This is a genomic window from Pseudomonas sp. NFR16 (genome assembly GCF_900108875.1).
In the GTDB taxonomy this organism is placed as follows: domain Bacteria; phylum Pseudomonadota; class Gammaproteobacteria; order Pseudomonadales; family Pseudomonadaceae; genus Aquipseudomonas.
In genome coordinates this window covers 104,341-121,700 of record NZ_FNYJ01000002.1, presented here as the reverse complement: position 1 = coordinate 121,700, position 17,360 = coordinate 104,341, and the positions used below count along the sequence as shown (strand labels likewise).

Sequence of the window (17,360 nt, the reverse complement as noted above, 5' to 3'; positions counted from 1 at the left end):
AAGATGAGCCATCATCAGGCAGATCATCGATCTGGATCTAATATAAGTTTTCGTGCCATTTGATCGAATAATCAGGAGCATGTATGGAGCCGCAGTTTTGGCATGAGCGCTGGGCGATCAATCAGATCGGCTTCAATCAGGGTGAAGTGAATCCTTACCTCAAACAGTTCTGGCCCGAGTTGAACCTCAAGGCCGGGGAGCGCGTGCTGGTGCCGCTTTGCGGGAAAAGCATCGACATGGCCTGGCTGGTCGATCAGCGCGCCCAGGTCGTGGGCGTCGAGCTCTCGGAGAAAGCCGTGCAGGACTATTTTGCCGAGCGCCGCCAGCAACCGGCCATCGAACAGCGTGGCGGCTTCACGGTGTACAGCCACGGCAACTGCGAGATCTGGTGCGGCGACTTCTTTGCCCTTAAAGCGTCGGACATTGGTAATTGCACAGCGCTGTATGACCGTGCAGCGCTGATCGCGCTGCCCTCTGACATGCGCTGGCGTTATGTCGAGCAGCTCAACCGGATCCTGTCCGCCGACTGCCGGGGGCTGCTCGTATCGCTCGATTATGAGCAGGCGGAGATCGACGGGCCGCCCTTTTCGGTTTCTGAGGAGGAAGTCCTGCAACTGTTGTCGCCGGAATGGAGGGTGAAGCTGATCGCTGACCATGACGTCTTGCACAAGAGCCGCAAGTTTCTTGATGCCGGGGCCAGTCGCCTGATCGAGACGGTGTACCGGATGTATCGACGTTAGGGCATTGGGTCGATGCAGGTCGTTGGGCAAGCGCCAACGTTCCGCGCTCAAAAGAATGTGCACAAGAAAACGCGTACAAAAGAAAAGGGCGACTCACGTCGCCCTTTCTCATGACTGCCGATTGATCAACCGCGACGGCGCAGTGCGTCGATGCGGTCTTCCAGCGCCGGGTGGCTCATGAACAACCCGGCCAGGCCGTGTTTCAGTCCGCCGTTGATGCCGAACGCGGTAAGGCTGTCGGGCATCTGTACAGGAACGCCCTGTTCGGAGCGCAGCCGCTGCAGCGCGCTGATCATCGCGCCGGTACCGGCCAGTCGCGCACCGGCGTCGTCGGCACGGTATTCCCGCTTGCGCGAGAACCACATGACGATGGCGCTGGCGAGGAAGCCCAGCACGATCTCCGCGAAAATCGTCGCGATGTAATACGCGATGCCCTGGCCTTCTTCGTTCTTGAAGATCACTTTGTCGACGAAGTTGCCGATGATCCGTGCGAAGAACATGACGAAGGTGTTGACCACGCCTTGTACCAGAGCCAGCGTGACCATGTCGCCGTTGGCCACGTGACCGATTTCATGGGCCAGAACCGCTTTCACCTCATCGGGTGAGAAACGCTCCAGCAGGCCTTGGCTCACCGCGACCAGCGCGTCGTTCTTGTTCCAGCCGGTTGCGAAGGCGTTGGCCTCGTATGCCGGGAAAATACCCACTTCCGGCATTTTGATGCCAGCGTCGCGGGACAGTTGTTCTACGGTCTGCAGCAGCCATTGCTCATGACGGGTGCGGGGTTGGGTGATGATCTGGGTGCCCGTGCTCATCTTCGCCATCCATTTGGAGATGAACAGCGAGAACAGCGAGCCGGCGAAACCAAATACGGCGCAGAAGATCAGCAGCTGATTGAGGTTGAGATCAACCCCGTTGGCCGCCATGAACCCGTTGAAGCCAAAAAGGCTCAGGGTGATGCTGGCAATCAGCACGACCGCAAGGTTAGTGGCCAAAAACAGCAAGATGCGCATCATGGTTGAGAGTTTCTCCTCGTGAAGAATGTGTAACGTGTTGCGGGGTATATAAGGTGATGTCGGTGGGTATTCAACCAGCCGACTATTTCAAACTGTGTCGTTTGTCGTCACCAAGGCGATTATGGGCCGTTGGCAAGAGAGTAGGAGGAGAGCGATTGTTGCGCGATCGACTGTGACGACATGGATTGTAGGAGCGCGCTTGCCCGCGATTGCGCTCTGTCAGGCGATCATTACTTAACAGACAAACCGCTATCGCGGGCAAGCGCGCTCCTACAGGAGCAGCATTACTGCTTGTACGACTTCAGGAAATTGCCGATCCGTCCGATCGCCTGCTCAAGGTCATCCACGCGGGGCAGTGTCACCACGCGGAAGTGGTCCGGCCATGGCCAGTTGAAGGCAGTGCCCTGAACGATCAGCAGCTTCTCCGACAGCAGCAGGTCCAGCGCGAACTTCTCGTCGTTGTGGATCGGGCAGATCTTCGGATCGATACGCGGGAAGGCATACAGCGCGCCCATTGGTTTGACGCAGCTGACACCTGGAATGTCGTTGAGCAGCTCCCAGGTGCGGTTGCGCTGTTCGAGCAGGCGACCCGGCGGCAGGATCAAATCGTTGATGCTCTGGTAGCCGCCCAGTGCGGTCTGGATCGCGTGCTGGCTCGGCACGTTGGCGCACAGGCGCATGTTGGCCAGGATATCGATGCCTTCTATGTAGCTCTGGGCGTTGTGTTTCGGGCCGGAAATGGCGATCCAGCCGGAACGGAAACCCGCTACCCGGTAGGACTTGGACAGGCCGTTGAAGGTCAGGCACAGCAGGTCCGGCGCCAGCGATGCGGTGCAGATGTGCACGGCATCGTCGTAGAGAATCTTGTCGTAGATTTCGTCGGAGAACACCACCAGATTGTGCTGACGGGCGATCTCCAGCATGCCCAGCAGGACTTCTTTGGAGTACACCGCACCGGTCGGGTTGTTCGGGTTGATGATCACCATGGCCTTGGTGTTCGGCGTGATCTTGGCCTTGATGTCATCCAGATCAGGCCACCAGTTGGCCTGCTCGTCGCACAGGTAATGCACCGGGTTGCCGCCGGACAACGCCACCGCAGCGGTCCACAACGGATAGTCCGGTGCGGGCACCAGCACTTCGTCGCCGTTGTTGAGCAGAGCCTGCATCGACATCACGATCAGCTCCGAGACGCCGTTGCCCAGGTAAATGTCTTCGATGCCGACGCCTTCGACCTGCTTCTGCTGGTAGTACTGCATCACCGCCTTGCGCGCGCTGAACAGGCCTTTGGAATCGCTGTAGCCTTGCGCGGTCGGCAGGTTGCGGATCACGTCCTGAAGAATTTCGTCCGGCGCCTCGAAACCAAACGGCGCCGGGTTGCCGATGTTCAGCTTGAGGATGCGATGACCTTCCTCTTCCAGGCGCTTGGCGTGCTTGAGCACTGGCCCGCGAATGTCGTAGCAGACGTTGGCGAGCTTGTTCGATTTGCTGAACTGCATGGTGATTGATCCCGAAAATATACGGCTCGCCGCGTGAGAAGAGGACGGACCGCTGAGCACAACGCCATCAAAATGGGTTTGTGTAGTCGAAACGTGGGTGACAGACTGGCGTCAAATGAAGGCGCAATCATACGTGCCACCCGATCAGTGGAAAAGACACAGATCGGGCTTTTTCAGTTGTGGAGGTGTACCTGTGGAAAAGCTGGAAAAAACCCTCGAAGAATGGAAACAGATGCTCGATCCGGAGCAATACAACGTCTGTCGCCTCAAAGCCACCGAGCGTCCTTTCACTGGCAAGTACAACAGCACCAAAACCGACGGCGTCTATCACTGCGTGTGCTGCAACGATCCACTGTTCGACTCGACCACCAAGTTCGACTCCGGCTGCGGCTGGCCCAGCTTCTACGCGCCGATCGAAGGCAGTGCAGTGGTGGAAGTGCGCGATGTCAGCCACGGCATGATTCGCACCGAAGTCGTCTGCGCCAAGTGCGATGCCCACCTGGGCCATGTCTTTCCGGACGGTCCGCCGCCGACCGGTCTGCGTTACTGCATCAATTCGGTGTGCCTGGACCTGGTCCCGCGTCAGGCGTGAGCCCGCGACACCAACCGTATAAGTCGATATCACCGATGATAATCAGATGGCGCGCCATTCATTGGCGCGCTAATTTGGCGGCTTAACTCTCTTCGAGGCATCGCCATGAGCGACAACCTGCTGAACATTCCGGTGCAGACGATCAAAGGCGAGCAGAAAACCCTCGCTGATTTTGCGGGCAAGGCGGTGCTGGTGGTCAACACCGCAAGCAAATGCGGTTTCACCCCGCAATATAAGGGTCTTGAGCAGCTGTGGCAGAGCTACAAAGATCAGGGGCTGATAGTGTTGGGCTTTCCGTGCAACCAGTTCGGCAAGCAGGAGCCTGGCAACGAGGGCTCTATTTCGGATTTCTGCGAGCTGAACTACGGCGTGACATTCCCGCTGTTCAAGAAGATCGAGGTCAACGGCGCCAATGCCCATCCGCTGTTCGTGCAGCTGAAAAAGCAGGCGCCCGGTCTGCTCGGTTCAGAATCCATCAAGTGGAATTTCACCAAGTTTCTGATCGGCCGGGACGGCAAGCTGGTCAAGCGCTATGCGCCGCTGACCAAGCCTGAAGAGTTGAAATCCGATATCGAAGCGTTACTCAAACAGTAACGTGGCCCTGGCGGGATCGCGCTCGCCCGCCAGCCCAGCCGTTAATGCGCTTGAACCACCGGAATCCACTGATCCAGCAAGTGGCTCAGTTCTTCCCGGTGGAACGGCTTGGCGAGGTAATCGTTCATGCCGATGTTCTTGCAGTGCTCGCGTTCTTCCGGCATAGCGTTGGCGGTCAGAGCGATGATCGGCAGGTCGGGCCATTTCCCGCTCTGCCGGATCAGGCGAGTCGCTTCGTAGCCATCCATGACCGGCATGTTGCAATCCATCAACACCAGCTCGAATGAGCCGTGCTCCAGCTGCTGCAACGCTTCTGCGCCATTGCCGCTGACCACGACTTCGCAGCCCAGCTTGCCAAGCATGCCTTTGGCCACCAGTTGATTCACCGGATTGTCTTCCACCAGCAGAATGCGCGCTCGGAATGGCGAGGGCAGGCCGTCGCGGGGGCGATCCACACGGGTTTGTCCTTCCATTCGCAACGTGCGCGCCAGGCTTTGATGCAGCACGCTGCGCGACAGCGGACGGGCCTGTTGTTGCAAGGGCGCCAGTGCGGCGACCTGCTCGCCCGGCATGAAGTTGCCGTAAGCGGTTACCAACAGAATCGGACCGGTCGTTCCCGGGCGAATCCCGATCAGGCATTCCGGACAATCGGTGATGAGCAGGTCGGGTTGCTCATCCGGCTGCGGATTGTCGGCCGAAAAGTGTCGGTAATCGATGCCCCATTCGGGCAGCAATCGACTCAACATCTCCACAAGACCGCTGTGCGCCGGACTCACCACCACCACGCGCCCCTTCAGTGACGGCCACTGCGGGGCGGGCGTGTGCGTCGGCAAGGGCAGGTCGGCGCAGAACCGGCTGCCGACGCCCGCTGTCGATTCGATGCTCAAATGCCCGTTCATGGCATCGCACAGATTGTGCGTCAGGGTCAGCCCCAGACCGGTCCCGCCATACTGCCGCGTGATGGCAGCCTCGGCCTGGGTGAACGGCTGGAAGATTTTCGCCTGCGCGTCCTGCGCGATACCGATGCCGGTATCACAGACTTCGATCCGAACCTTGTCATGGTGCTGGCTAAGGCGCACGTCCACGCGACCGGCGCGGGTGAATTTCAATGCGTTGGACAGCAGATTGCTGACGATCTGGCGGACCCGCGTCGGATCGCCCAACACCAGCGCAGGAAAGCGCGGATCGATCAGGCACGTCAGTTCGACTGCCGGCGCGGCGTTCTGCGACAACAGGTTGGCGGTGTCCTCGATGAGGGTCGCGAGGTCGAACGGGATGCGCTCGAGCTCCAGTTGTCCGGCGTCGAATTTCGACAGATCGAGGATATCGTTGAGCAGTTCTACCAGCACCTTGCCCGAATCATGGGCGATCAAGAGCTGCTGGCGTTGTTCGGCGCTCAGCGGCCCGTCGAGCGACAGCGCGAGCATGCCCAGCAGGCCGTTCAGCGGGGTACGGATTTCATGGCTCATATGCGCCAGAAAGGCCGAACGTGCATGCGCCATGTCCAGGGCGGTACTGCGCGCAACCTGCAGTTCCTCGTTGGACTGGCTCAGTCGCGCGTTGCTGGCCTTGAGCTCGACCGTGCGGGCGGACACGATGTCCTCCAGTTCATTCAGGTGATCGGTGAGACGATTTTCCGCGTCCAGCCGACGGCCGAATTCGCTGGCGACGTTTTCGAACTGCCGGTTCGCAACCTTGACCAGCACCCCGATTTCATCGTTCTCATGACCGGGCGGGCAGGGCAGCGGGTTCTGCTTGGGGCTGCGCGGGTCGCGGCTGGCGAGCGCACCGATCACCCCGGTCAGCGGCTTGGTCAGCGTGAGGTAGAACAGCCCCATCAGAATGCACGCCAGCAACAGGCTGCGGACGAAGCCATTGAGCAAAGTGATCTCCGCACGCTGCAAAAAGTGGCTGCCGAAGGCGAAGGTGTCGACATCCAGAGACAGCGTGCCGATTGCCTCGTTGGGCATGTGGTCCAGGTGCAGGACGTCGACGAATTCCCGGCTTCGGCCGAACAGGAAATCGCTGACCATGCGATAGGGACTCTGCGTCACCGGCCGCGACACCGCTGCCAGCAGCACATTGTTGTTGTCGCTCAGGCGCGCACCGACCACGGCGGGCGAGTGCAGCAGACCCAGCGTCAGCTCCTGGGCCAGTTCGGAGTCAATGTTGTAGGCGATGCGCGAGGCGGGGTTGTGACTGATTTGCAGCAAAGAGCGAATTTCACGATCGATGGACGCGTCTTCGCTGGCATAATCGATCGCAATCTGAAAGAGGCTGAGCAGGGTTCCCAGAATGAAGCCGATCAGCACAGTCAAACGGGCCTGTTTGAACGACAGTCGGTGGGTGATTGCTATATCCATGAGGGCGCCTGATCCGGTAGGGCACTTGCACTTCTTGTGTCCATCGCGGGGCAAGCATAGCTGATCGCAGACCGGCTTTAACCAGTTAAATCAAGGAGACATCGTGGATTCTCGGTTGAACGCTTTTCTGGAACGCGCCGAATCGGTTCTGGCGCGCCTCGAGCCTTTATTGCCGGCGCTGCGCGAGCCAGTGGACTGGGAAACGTCGCTGGCGGCGCGTTGGGTGCGGGAGGGACGTGCGGGGTATCTGATGCCGCTGGACGTGACGCTTGACATGCGCCTGAGCGACCTGATCGGCGTCGATCGGCAGCGCGAACAACTGGGTCGCAACACCCAGCAGTTCATCGACGGCCTGCCTGCCAACCATGCATTGCTCTGGGGCTCACGGGGTACCGGCAAATCCTCGCTGGTGCGCGCGTTACTCGCCGAGCATGCCAAGGCCGGTCTGCGCCTGATCGAGATCGAGCGCGATCATCTGGGTGACCTGCCGCGGGTGGTCGAACAACTGCAAAAGCTGCCACAGCGCTTCGTGCTGTTCTGCGACGACTTGTCGTTCGAATCCGGCGAGGGCGATTACCGCGTGCTCAAAAGCGTACTCGACGGCTCGCTCGAACAGGCGCCGGACAACGTGCTGCTCTATGCCACGTCCAACCGGCGCCACCTGGTGCCGGAGAAAGAGAGTGACAACGCTCACTGGCAGCGCGGCGATGACGGCGAAATTCATCCCAGCGAAGCGGTGGAAGACAAGATCGCACTGTCGGACCGCTTCGGCCTGTGGTTGTCGTTCTACCCCTTCACTCAGGAGCATTTCCTCGACGTGGTGGAACATTGGGTCGGCGAGCTGGCGGACAAGGCCGGGCTGCCCTGGCAGCGAGACCAGGAACTCGAGATTCAGGCCGTGCGCTGGGCAACCGGCCGCGGCAATCGCAACGGCCGCTGTGCCTATCAGTTCGCCCGTTACTGGGTTGGTTTGAAAATGCTGGAGCAACATCCATGATCGATTTGAATGCAGCGGGCGAGGGCCTCGATGGCTACCGTCTGCTGGCTGCCCAACTGGAATCGCTGTTGGCCGACGAGCGCGACTTCATCGCCAATGCCGCGCAGTTCTCGGCGTTTCTTTATACCCAGCTGGACGATTTGAACTGGGCCGGCTTCTACCTCAATCGCAATGGGGAGTTGGTGTTGGGTCCGTTTCAGGGGCAGATTGCCTGCGTGCGGATTCCGTTCGGCAAGGGCGTCTGCGGCACTGCGGCGCAAAGCCGAAAAACCCAGCGGGTGCTGGACGTGCACGAGTTTCCGGGCCATATCGCTTGCGACAGCGCGTCGAACAGCGAGCTGGTCGTGCCGTTGGTCAAGGACGGGAAACTGATCGGCGTGCTGGACCTGGACAGTCCGAGTCTGGCGCGTTTCAGTGAAGAGGATCAGGCGGGCATCGAGCAGTTGGCGGCGATTTTCCTCAAGGCCACCGACTGCTGAGTGGGTTGAGCGGTGGGAGTGAGCGTGCTCGCGAATGTGCGTGTAGCTGAGGCAACGCCCTCGTGAGCACGCTCACACCCACAGAGGGAATCGCCTTGGATCAAGCCATCAGTCGTAGATGGCTTTCTTCTTCCATTCGGCATCGGCGTTATCGGCTTTCAGCCCTTCGGTCAGTTCATTGTTGTCGTCTTCGGTCGGCGCGATGGTGTCGAGCACCATGGCGTTGGCGCGTGCCAGTTGGCGCTCCATGGCCTGAAGATGGTTTTTCCACGGCGCAGGCTCTGCCTGATTCTTCAGGTACTGAACGCCACGCTCGAAGGCCAGACGCGCCTGACCGGGCTGCTCCTGATTCAGCGCCTGCTGACCCAGGTTATTGAAAAACTCGATGTGCAGGAGCACCAGCATGTTGCGGATCTCGCGAATCCAGTGCTTGGCTTCTGCGGTCTGCAGGAAACCGTCGTGGGCGGCGCGGGTCACCTGACCGTGCATCGCTTCGAGCAGGAAGCGCACGTCTTTGGCCTTGGCTTCGGTCTGGATCGGGCTGGCGGGGTTGCTGACCTTGATGTTTTCCCCTTGCGCGACGAGGGCTTCGAGCTCGGTTTCGCGCTCTTGAATGCCAGGGTTGTTGCGTCTTTCCAGGGCGATCAGGCGCTTGATGACGTTCAGCTCCAGACGCACCAGCAACAGTTTGAGTGCTGGCGACATCAGCTGGCCGGGGAATGTCTCGGACAATTCGCTGCAGCGACGCAAGCGGTCATTGAGCTCGACCAGCGTGCGCGCACGCTCGACCTTCTTGGCTTCGGCCACGTGATTCAGATAGCCGATGGCGATGAGGATTACGATGCCTGCTACAACCATCAGGGTGATAATGAGTGGTGTCACCGTACTAGCCTCAATCAAGTTATGTGCGCCGAGTGTAGTGGCTATGCACTATCGCGGGAAGGTGTGACTGTCGGCTGCTGTTAATAGCAATGCTCGCCGACAATCCTGTATCGGCCGTTCATTACCGAATTAGAGGGCGAAGTCATTGATTTGAATAAATTTTCACATGGGGGTTGACGACCCCTGCAACCATCCATAGAATGCGCGCCACTTGCAGCGTAAAGCACACAGCGAAGCGCGGCAGGGAGTGAATGTTGTAGCGTGTCCCCTTCGTCTAGTGGCCTAGGACACCGCCCTTTCACGGCGGTAACAGGGGTTCGAGTCCCCTAGGGGACGCCATTGCGGGAATAGCTCAGTTGGTAGAGCACGACCTTGCCAAGGTCGGGGTCGCGAGTTCGAGTCTCGTTTCCCGCTCCAATTTTAAGCAGCTTTGCTCTCGGGCGAAGTTGAGTGAAACCAGGAAGCATCTTCGGATGGATTTCTGGAACTGAAACACAACACCATGGTGTTTCAGGCAGTGTCCCCTTCGTCTAGTGGCCTAGGACACCGCCCTTTCACGGCGGTAACAGGGGTTCGAGTCCCCTAGGGGACGCCATATTGCGGGAATAGCTCAGTTGGTAGAGCACGACCTTGCCAAGGTCGGGGTCGCGAGTTCGAGTCTCGTTTCCCGCTCCAAATTCTCAAAAACGCCGCTTAACAGAGCGGCGTTTTTGTTTGCGTTCGATTTGCCTCCTTCCTTCAAACCCGCTCCTCAGCGCTTCTAAGACGATCACGTCGGCGCTGCAGATTTTGCATATTTACATAGATCCATAATGAATTTATGTAATGTAAATTTCGGTGTTATGGTTCTAACGCTGAGACGGTCCCGATCACTCGAAGGCCCGTCCCGTTAGCAGATAATCGGCAACCGCACAGGCGGACCGCGCTCATTCAATGATCCGGTTCCGATGGAGCCTTGTGGAGATGCCCGTGTCGATCAAGTCCCTTATGTTGCGCACCGCTTTAGCCGCGTTTTTGCTGGCTGCCTGCCTTGGCGCTGCCCAGGCAGCAGATCTGGTGGTGGGTGATCAGAGTTATGGCGCGCGCACCGTGATGGAAGCGGCCGGCGTACTCGATGATTTGCCCTACACCCTGGAATGGAAACAATTCACCGCCGGATCACCGGTAGCCGAGGCACTGAACACCGGCAGTCTTGACGTGGGCCTGTTGGGCGATGCGCCGGCGTTGTTCCTCGGCGCGCTTGGTGCGCCCATCAAAGTGATCGGCGTTTCCCGGCAGAACCTTGAGGGTGTGGCGATCGTGGTCGGCAAGGATTCGCCGATCAAGACCATCAGCGACCTCAAGGGCAAGCGGGTGGCGATCTGGAAAGGCTCATGGAGCCAACAGTTGATGCTGACCGCGCTGGACAAAGCGGGTGTCCCGCGCAATGACGTGGACTACCGCTACCTGAGTGCACTGGATGCTTCGCATGCGCTGGACGGTGGCTCGGTCGATGCCATCGCGACGTGGGACCCCTACGTGATTCAGCAGGAGCGCCAAGGCGGGCGGGTGATCACCACGGCGACTGGCCTGATTCCAGCGCAGAGCTTCATTGTCGCCAACGATCGGGCGATCAAGGACAAGCGTGTGCAGATCAGCGATTTCCTTCAGCGTCTTCAGAAGGCTCGGGCTTGGTCCGTCGCCAGCAGGCAGAACACCGACGCCTATGCCAACGCCTGGGCGCAGCTTTCCAAAGCCGATGCCGAGGTTGCGCGACGCTGGTTCGAGCGTTCGGCCACCGTGGTGCTGCCGATTACCCCGCAGGTGATCGCGCAGGCGCAGCAGACCATCGACTTTTTCAACGGCGCCGGGCTGACGAAAACCTATCCGGCTGGCACAGTGTTCGATGACACGTTCACTCAAGTGCTGGACGGCACAGGTCAGGCGTCGGCGCAGGCGGCGCGATGATCCCGTCCATGCCGAAGTCGCAGACCATCAGGAGCACGCACCTATGAGTTTCACTTCGCTGCACTGGGGCGCTTATCGTCCGCGCGTGGACGCCGGGCGACTGGTGGGCATGGACCCGGTGGAGTGGGATGCCGACCCTTCACCCATCGGCGCGTCCATACCGGGCGCAATCGACTCGCCCACGCGGATCCGTCGGCCCGCGATCCGTCGCAGTTTTCTCGAGCGCTTTGCGGATCATCCAGCGCTGCGCCAGCCGCATCTGCGCGGTCAGGAAGCCTTCGTCGAAGTGTCTTGGGACACCGCGCTGGATCTGGTCGCAGCCGAATTGTCCCGGGTAAAAAGCGAGCATGGCAACCAGGCGATCTTCGGCGGCAGCTATGGCTGGGGCAGTGCTGGCCGTTTTCACCATGCACAGAGCCAGCTGCATCGATTCCTCAACGGATTTGGCGGCTACGTCTACAGCGTCGACAGCTACAGCCTGGGCGCCGGGCGGGTGTTGATGCCGCACATCGTCGGCAACATGGACTGGCTGCTGGCCGCGCATACGTCGTGGCAGAACATGGCGCGCCACTGCGAGCTGTTCGTGGCGTTTGGCGGGCTGCCCGTCAAAAACGCTCAGTGCAGCCCCGGCGGGGCGAGTGATCATCTGGTCAGTCAAGGGATTCAGGGCATGTCGGAGGCCGGCGTGCGCTTCGTCAATGTCAGCCCGCTGCGCAGCGATTTACAGGGCCCGGAACATAACGAGTGGCTGGCGGTACGTCCTGGCAGCGATACCGCGCTGATGATGGCGCTGTGCTGGGTGCTGGTCGACGAAGGGCTGCACAATGAGGCATTTTTGCGTCGTTACACCGTTGGTCATGAGCGGTTCATCGAGTACCTGCGCGGTCACGCCGATGGCGTGCCGAAAACGCCGGCGTGGGCGCAGGGTCTGACGGACATTCCCGCTTCGCGCATCGTCAGTCTGGCGCGTGAAATGGCGAGCAAGCGCACGATGATCAACGTCGCGTATTCGTTGCAGCGCTCGCAGGCTGGCGAACAGCCGTTCTGGATGACCGTCACGCTGGCGGCACTGCTCGGGCAGATCGGTCTGCCGGGCGGCGGGTTCGGTCTGGGTTATGGCTGCATGAACAACACCGGCAGCGGGCGCAAGGCGTTTTCAGGGCCAAGGTTTTCTCAGGGCGTGAACCCGGTCAAGGACTTCATTCCGGTGGCGCGGGTCACCGACATGCTGCTCAATCCGGGCGCACCCTTCGATTACAACGGCCGACGCCTGCATTATCCGAACATCCGCCTGGTGTACTGGGCGGGCGGCAATATTTTCCATCACCATCAGGACCTCAATCGCCTGCTGAACGCCTGGCAACGTCCGCAAACGATCATCGTCCATGAGCAGTATTGGACGGCTCAGGCGAAATACGCCGATATTGTGCTGCCGGCCACTACCGCCCTTGAGCGCGATGACATCGGCAGCGCGGCCTCCGACCGTTTCATGATCGCCATGCGCAAGGCCATCGAGCCGATAGGCGAGGCGCGTGACGATTACTCGATCCTGGCGGCGCTGGCGCAACGTCTGCACTTCGAGCAGGTGTTCACCGAAGGTCGTGATGCCGCTCAGTGGCTGCGCTTCATCTATGAGGAGTCGCGCCAGCGCGTCGACAGTTTTGCAGTCACGTTGCCCGATTACGAACAGTTCTGGCGTGACGGCCTGTTCGAGGTGGATTACCCGGAAAGCGATACCGTACTGCTCAAATCCTTTCGTGATGATCCCGAGGGCAATCCGCTGCCGACGCCGTCCGGCAGGCTGGAAATCTTCAGCGAGACGATCGCAGGTTTCGGTTATCAGGACTGTCCCGGCCATCCGGTCTGGCTGGACAAGCCTGTCGGGTCACTGCCGCTGCACTTGTTGTCGAACCAGCCGAAAACCCGCCTGCACAGCCAGTACGATCATGGCGCTTACAGTCAGGCCTCAAAGGTGCAGGGGCGTGAGCCGTTGACGCTCAATCGGCAGGATGCGCAAGCGAGGGGGATTGACGAGGGCGACGTGGTGAGGGTGTTCAACCCGCGCGGGGCGTTCCTGGCAGGGGTCATTCTGTCGGATGACATTCGTCCCGGCGTCGCGCAGATTGCGACTGGCGCCTGGTTCGATCCGCTGAGCAAAGGCCTCTCTCATAGCCTGGAAGTCCATGGCAACCCGAACGTCGTGACGGAAGATGTCGGCTCATCGAGCCTGTCTCAGGGCTGTTCGGCGCAGACAGCATTCGTGGAGGTCGAGAAGTGGCGCGGGCCGTTGCCCGCAATCACCGCGTTCGACCCGCCGCTGATACTGGACTGACTCGGCCCTCGACCGTGATCAGATGCGCAAGACTCAGTCCTGAGCCTTGCGCGCCGCGAACGCGGCTTTCCCCACGCCTTGCAAAACCACGTCGTTCTGGGGCGTGTGCACCCGAGCGCACAGCACGTTGCGGTAATGCCGTTGCAAGGCATTGCTGCGCGACAGCCCAGGATTGCCGGTCGCTTCGATGGCCAGCTCGACCGCCCGGATGGCGTTGCTGGTCACCAGGTATTTGATCTGCGCGGCATGGCTTGCCGGGGTCAGGCCGTGGGTTGCCGAATCCAGCAGCGTGCGGTTGGCGAACAGCAGGGTGTCGATGTGGCCGAGAAGCTCCTGAAAGCGCGGCAGAGTCGACAACGACGCGCCGAGGTTGGAGGGCTTGCGCTCTTCGAGGAACTGCACCAGCCACTCCCGCGCCGATTGCGCGACACCGTCGTACACCGAAGCCATCAACACCGCCATCCAGAGCACGCCGTTGGCGTCCAGCTCCGGCTGCGGCGCCGTCCACGGACTGGTGTTGACCGCGTGATCGAGCGGCACCAGCACGTCCTCGAAGATCACTTCATGGCTGCACGTGGCGCGCATGCCCAGATGATCCCAGTCTTCGACGATACGCACGCCGGGGGTGTCCTTGCGCACCAGCCAGACGCCGACGGCAGGGTCGGTATCGTCGCTGCGCGCCCAGACGTTGAACCAGGTCAGGCCATGGCTGCCGGTGGAGTAGATTTTCCGGCCGTTGATCCGCCAGCCCTCGGCGGTTCGCTGCGCCACGGTGGCGGGCAGGCCGCCGCGCGAGGGTGAGCCCAGATCCGGCTCGACGCGCAGGGCATTGATCAGCGCGCCCTCGTTGACGGCGTCGAGCGCAACCCGACGGCGCAGGTGCTCTGGCCAGTTTCTGACGTCGCGGATACGCGTGTGCTGGATGTACTGCATCACCAGAATCAGCGCTGTCGACGGTTCACCCCTGGCCACGGCGCTGATGACCCGTTGCGCCTGGCGCAAGTCGGCCGCGCCGCCACCGAGCGCGGTTTCGACGGTCAGGCCAAGCAGTCCGTGCTCATGCAGCAAACGGAAATTGTCGTGTGGGAACTCGCCTGTCTCGTCGTAATGCGCGGCGGTTTCTGCCAGCTGCCGGCTGATTCCCTGCAAACGCAGAAGGAATGCGTCATCGGATTCGACGCCTGCAGCTGTGGCCGGTTTCAATCCTGCGTTCATGCCGGAACCTGTGTCTGTCTGTCGGTGGTTTGCACAGGCGCAGTCGACGCTCGGGCGGCGGTATAGCGGTTGACCGGAAACGGCAGCCCGAAATGTTCGCGCAGGGTCGTGCCGGTGTATTCGCTTCGCTGCAGTCCGCGTTTCTGCAGGACCGGGATGACCAGTTCGGTGAAGTATTTCAGGCCGTCGGGGAGCAACGAGTTGATGATGAAACCGTCGCTTGCGCCGTTCTCGAACCAGTGCTGAATCTGATCGGCCACCTGCTCAGGCGTACCGACGAATTCGCGCCGTGGCCGGGAAAAGTCGAGCGCCACCTGACGCAGCGTCAGACGATGTTCACGCGCCTGCTGCTTGATGCGATCGGAGCCACCTTTCTGGCTGTTGGCCCCAAGATCACCCAACTCCGGGAACGGCGCGTCGAGCGGATACTGGCTGAAGTCATGGTCGTTGAACGGCCGGCCGAGGGCGACAATGGCGTCCTCGATGCTCACCAGTTCGACGGCCTGTTGATAGCGATGCTCGACCTCTTCGGCGTTGCGCCCGACGATGGGGCGAATGCCGGGCAGGATCGACAGGGTGTCCGGATTGCGGCCAAACGCTTCAGCGCGACGTTTGAGGTCGGTGTAATAAGCCTGGGCGTCTTCGAACGACTCGGCGTGCACGAAGATGGCATCGGAATATTCGGCGGCAAAGTTGCGCCCGTCCTCTGACGTTCCGGCCTGAAACAGAACCGGCTGCCCCTGTTTGGAGCGGGCGATGTTCAGCGGGCCTTTGACCTGGAAGAACTCGCCGCGATGATTCAGCGCATGCAATTTGTCGCGGTCGAAAAACTCGCCGGTCTGCTTGTTGCGGGTGAAGGCGTCATCTTCCCAGGAATCCCAGAGCCCTTTGACCGTCGACACATGTTCCTTGGCGATGCGGTAGCGCACCGCGTGAGGCGGATGTTCGGCCTTGCTGAAATTCTCGGCGGTGCCACTGAGCCACGAGGTGACGACGTTCCAGCCGGCACGTCCGCCGCTGATGTGATCCAGTGAAGAGAACTGCCGGGCGACCTGGTACGGTTCTGTGTAACTGACGGTGACCGTCGCCACCAGGCCGATCTTCGACGTGGTCGCCGCCAGCGCCGAAAGAATGGTCAGCGGCTCGAAGCGGTTGAGGTAGTGCGGGCTGGATTTCTCGTGGATATGCAGGCTGTCGGCGATGAAGACGAAATCGAACTTCGCGTCCTCCGCCAGCCTTGCCTGGCCTTTGTACCACTCGAAATGGGTGCTCGCGTCGGCCTGCGCATCCGGGTGGCGCCATTCGCCCCAGCCATGCCCCACGCCATGCACCATGGCGCCGAATTTGAGTTGACGGGAATTGCTCATCAGATGCGCTCCTTCGGTCGCTTAGCGCGCCGCTTGCGGATTGTTCTGCGTGGCGGCCTGTTCGGCGGCCAGGCGAATGGCGTTGAATTCGGGGTCGAAGCCGTTGGACACGTCGACGTGCTTGTTGAGGATGCCCTCGCGCTCATAGATGTCGGCGGTGTTCTGCAAGCCCTTGATCACGCTGTCGTCGATGCTCACCCGTTCCATGTGGGTGTCCTGATTGACGGCCACGTGGACTTCCAGCGGCAGGCCGGTGACCTTGGCCTGTGCGGCGGCGTATTCCTTGGGATGGTCGTTGACCCAGCGATAGGCGCGATCCAGGCGGACGACGAAGTCATCCAGCTGCACGCGCTTCTCGGCGATGGCTTTGCTGGTGGCAGCGACGTAGGAATGGTTGGTCAGCAGGTCCGGGCCGTTGGGCAAAATACGCGCGCCATTCTGGGTGGCGACTGTGGTGTAGGGCGCCCAGGTCGCCCAGGCATCGGCGTCGCCGTTGTCGAGGATCAGCCGGGACTCACTCGGCAGCAGATAGACAAAACTGACATCGCTGGTTTTCAGCCCGGCTTCATCCAGCGCGCGAATGGCCAGGTAGTGCCCGATGGACCCGCGCCCGGTGACGATGCGTTTGCCTTTGAGATCGGCGACCGACTTGATCGGCGAATCGTTGCGCACGATCAGAGCGGTGGTGTAGCGGCCGTTGACGTGGGTGATGCTGATGACCTTCAGCGAAGCGCCGGCGCCCAGTGCGAATACGTACGGCGCATCGCCCAGCGCGCCGATGTCCACCGCGCCTGCGTTGAGGGCTTCGCCCAGCGGCGAGGCAGAGGGAAATTCAGAAAACTTGATCTCATACGGCACGTCTTTCAGTTCGCCGGACACTTCCAGCAAGACCTTGAGCGCCGATTTCTGATTGGCCACCAGCAGCGGTTGCAAGGCGTCGGCTGCGAAGGCGGTCTGGCTCAACGACACGGCCAGCGCTGCGCCGAGCAGCAGATGTCTGGCGCGCAGCAGGGATCGGGGGAGAGCGGACATTGGTGGGTGTCTCCAGGCTTGGACAAGAAATTCGCGGCCTCCGCCTGGAGAAGGGGTCGGCTAAAGTTATGACCTTAAGCCTATAAGAAACGTATGAGAAGTATCTTTTGGTTATATGCTAATTATGTATTTGCTTGATTTTGTTTGATTGCAATATAAAAGTAATGCATTTAATTAAGGTTGGATATTCACGTCGCAGGGCTTTGCGCTGCGCGTTCAGCCCCGAGTACCCCCGTAGGAGCGCGCTTGCCCGCGATTGGCCGGTGTGTCCGCCGGAGATGCTTCGGCTGGAAACCAGTCTTCGCGGGCAA

Annotated in this window: 14 protein-coding genes and 4 tRNA genes; 11 read left to right on the top strand and 7 right to left on the bottom strand. The window is 60.5% G+C overall.

Going from position 1 to position 17,360, the window contains the following annotated elements; translation table 11 throughout:
- The first annotated feature begins 83 nt into the window (after window positions 1-83).
- Entirely contained in the window at window positions 84-740 is a 657-nt protein-coding gene (locus BMZ10_RS09220) for a thiopurine S-methyltransferase (protein ID WP_093460474.1), read from the top strand.
- A 125-nt stretch (window positions 741-865) separates the two neighbouring features.
- Here the strand turns inward: BMZ10_RS09220 and htpX are convergent, their stop codons facing one another.
- Entirely contained in the window at window positions 866-1,753 is an 888-nt protein-coding gene (gene htpX / locus BMZ10_RS09215) for a protease HtpX (protein ID WP_093460471.1), read from the bottom strand.
- A 284-nt stretch (window positions 1,754-2,037) separates the two neighbouring features.
- The gene (locus BMZ10_RS09210) at window positions 2,038-3,249 is read right to left on the bottom strand and encodes a pyridoxal phosphate-dependent aminotransferase (RefSeq protein ID WP_093460468.1); all 1,212 of its coding nucleotides are present in this window, start codon (window positions 3,247-3,249) and stop codon (window positions 2,038-2,040) included.
- Window positions 3,250-3,442: 193 nt separating this feature from the next.
- On the opposite strand from BMZ10_RS09210, the gene msrB reads away from it, so the two are divergent.
- Window positions 3,443-3,841, top strand: coding sequence for a peptide-methionine (R)-S-oxide reductase MsrB (gene msrB, locus BMZ10_RS09205; RefSeq protein ID WP_093460466.1), 399 nt, complete (start codon window positions 3,443-3,445; stop codon window positions 3,839-3,841).
- 105 nt (window positions 3,842-3,946) lie between these two features.
- Window positions 3,947-4,435: a glutathione peroxidase gene (locus BMZ10_RS09200; protein WP_093460463.1), complete on the top strand. Its 489-nt coding sequence runs from the start codon at window positions 3,947-3,949 to the stop codon at window positions 4,433-4,435.
- Between the two features lie 41 nt (window positions 4,436-4,476).
- On the opposite strand, the gene BMZ10_RS09195 is transcribed toward BMZ10_RS09200, so the two are convergent.
- Entirely contained in the window at window positions 4,477-6,798 is a 2,322-nt protein-coding gene (locus BMZ10_RS09195) for a hybrid sensor histidine kinase/response regulator (protein ID WP_093460460.1), read from the bottom strand.
- A 103-nt stretch (window positions 6,799-6,901) separates the two neighbouring features.
- On the opposite strand from BMZ10_RS09195, the gene BMZ10_RS09190 reads away from it, so the two are divergent.
- Complete coding sequence (locus BMZ10_RS09190; RefSeq protein ID WP_093460457.1) at window positions 6,902-7,795, top strand: ATP-binding protein; 894 nt, start codon at window positions 6,902-6,904, stop codon at window positions 7,793-7,795.
- Window positions 7,792-8,274 carry a GAF domain-containing protein gene (locus BMZ10_RS09185; RefSeq protein WP_093460454.1) on the top strand — a complete coding sequence of 161 codons (483 nt, stop codon included), beginning with the start codon at window positions 7,792-7,794 and terminating at the stop codon, window positions 8,272-8,274. Before BMZ10_RS09190 ends, BMZ10_RS09185 begins: the two co-directional genes overlap by 4 nt.
- A gap of 108 nt (window positions 8,275-8,382) precedes the next feature.
- Here the strand turns inward: BMZ10_RS09185 and BMZ10_RS09180 are convergent, their stop codons facing one another.
- Window positions 8,383-9,156: a hypothetical protein gene (locus tag BMZ10_RS09180; protein ID WP_093460451.1), complete on the bottom strand. Its 774-nt coding sequence runs from the start codon at window positions 9,154-9,156 to the stop codon at window positions 8,383-8,385.
- 263 nt (window positions 9,157-9,419) lie between these two features.
- On the opposite strand from BMZ10_RS09180, the gene BMZ10_RS09175 reads away from it, so the two are divergent.
- The 6 genes from BMZ10_RS09175 to BMZ10_RS09150 all read left to right on the top strand — a co-directional run bounded on the left by BMZ10_RS09175 (window position 9,420) and on the right by BMZ10_RS09150 (window position 13,435).
- A tRNA-Glu gene (locus BMZ10_RS09175) sits at window positions 9,420-9,495 on the top strand.
- A gap of 2 nt (window positions 9,496-9,497) precedes the next feature.
- Window positions 9,498-9,573: transfer RNA gene (locus tag BMZ10_RS09170), tRNA-Gly, on the top strand.
- Window positions 9,574-9,675: 102 nt separating this feature from the next.
- A tRNA-Glu gene (locus tag BMZ10_RS09165) sits at window positions 9,676-9,751 on the top strand.
- A gap of 4 nt (window positions 9,752-9,755) precedes the next feature.
- Window positions 9,756-9,831, top strand: a tRNA-Gly gene (locus BMZ10_RS09160).
- 312 nt (window positions 9,832-10,143) lie between these two features.
- Window positions 10,144-11,103: an ABC transporter substrate-binding protein gene (locus BMZ10_RS09155; RefSeq protein ID WP_177182110.1), complete on the top strand. Its 960-nt coding sequence runs from the start codon at window positions 10,144-10,146 to the stop codon at window positions 11,101-11,103.
- A gap of 43 nt (window positions 11,104-11,146) precedes the next feature.
- Complete coding sequence (locus tag BMZ10_RS09150; RefSeq protein WP_093460445.1) at window positions 11,147-13,435, top strand: molybdopterin guanine dinucleotide-containing S/N-oxide reductase; 2,289 nt, start codon at window positions 11,147-11,149, stop codon at window positions 13,433-13,435.
- A 33-nt stretch (window positions 13,436-13,468) separates the two neighbouring features.
- Here BMZ10_RS09150 and BMZ10_RS09145 read toward each other — a convergent pair whose 3' ends face one another.
- From BMZ10_RS09145 to BMZ10_RS09135, 3 genes are read right to left on the bottom strand one after another with little or no spacing between them, the layout of a single operon-like run.
- The gene (locus tag BMZ10_RS09145; RefSeq protein WP_093460442.1) at window positions 13,469-14,650 is read right to left on the bottom strand and encodes an acyl-CoA dehydrogenase family protein; all 1,182 of its coding nucleotides are present in this window, start codon (window positions 14,648-14,650) and stop codon (window positions 13,469-13,471) included.
- Entirely contained in the window at window positions 14,647-16,017 is a 1,371-nt protein-coding gene (locus BMZ10_RS09140; RefSeq protein WP_093460440.1) for an LLM class flavin-dependent oxidoreductase, read from the bottom strand. Before BMZ10_RS09140 ends, BMZ10_RS09145 begins: the two co-directional genes overlap by 4 nt.
- Window positions 16,018-16,038: 21 nt before the next feature.
- A complete protein-coding gene (locus BMZ10_RS09135; RefSeq protein WP_093460437.1) occupies window positions 16,039-17,049 on the bottom strand; it encodes an ABC transporter substrate-binding protein in 1,011 nt (336 codons plus the stop codon).
- Between the last annotated feature and the right edge of the window lie 311 nt (window positions 17,050-17,360).

Coding starts and splice junctions, on each gene's coding strand:
- BMZ10_RS09220 (WP_093460474.1), top strand. CDS start 84: ATGGAGCCGCAGTTTTGGCATGAGCGCTGGGCGATCAATCAGATCGGC.
- htpX (WP_093460471.1), bottom strand. CDS start 1,753: ATGATGCGCATCTTGCTGTTTTTGGCCACTAACCTTGCGGTCGTGCTG.
- BMZ10_RS09210 (WP_093460468.1), bottom strand. CDS start 3,249: ATGCAGTTCAGCAAATCGAACAAGCTCGCCAACGTCTGCTACGACATT.
- BMZ10_RS09200 (WP_093460463.1), top strand. CDS start 3,947: ATGAGCGACAACCTGCTGAACATTCCGGTGCAGACGATCAAAGGCGAG.
- BMZ10_RS09195 (WP_093460460.1), bottom strand. CDS start 6,798: ATGGATATAGCAATCACCCACCGACTGTCGTTCAAACAGGCCCGTTTG.
- BMZ10_RS09185 (WP_093460454.1), top strand. CDS start 7,792: ATGATCGATTTGAATGCAGCGGGCGAGGGCCTCGATGGCTACCGTCTG.
- BMZ10_RS09155 (WP_177182110.1), top strand. CDS start 10,144: ATGTTGCGCACCGCTTTAGCCGCGTTTTTGCTGGCTGCCTGCCTTGGC.
- BMZ10_RS09150 (WP_093460445.1), top strand. CDS start 11,147: ATGAGTTTCACTTCGCTGCACTGGGGCGCTTATCGTCCGCGCGTGGAC.
- BMZ10_RS09145 (WP_093460442.1), bottom strand. CDS start 14,650: ATGAACGCAGGATTGAAACCGGCCACAGCTGCAGGCGTCGAATCCGAT.
- BMZ10_RS09140 (WP_093460440.1), bottom strand. CDS start 16,017: ATGAGCAATTCCCGTCAACTCAAATTCGGCGCCATGGTGCATGGCGTG.
- BMZ10_RS09135 (WP_093460437.1), bottom strand. CDS start 17,049: ATGTCCGCTCTCCCCCGATCCCTGCTGCGCGCCAGACATCTGCTGCTC.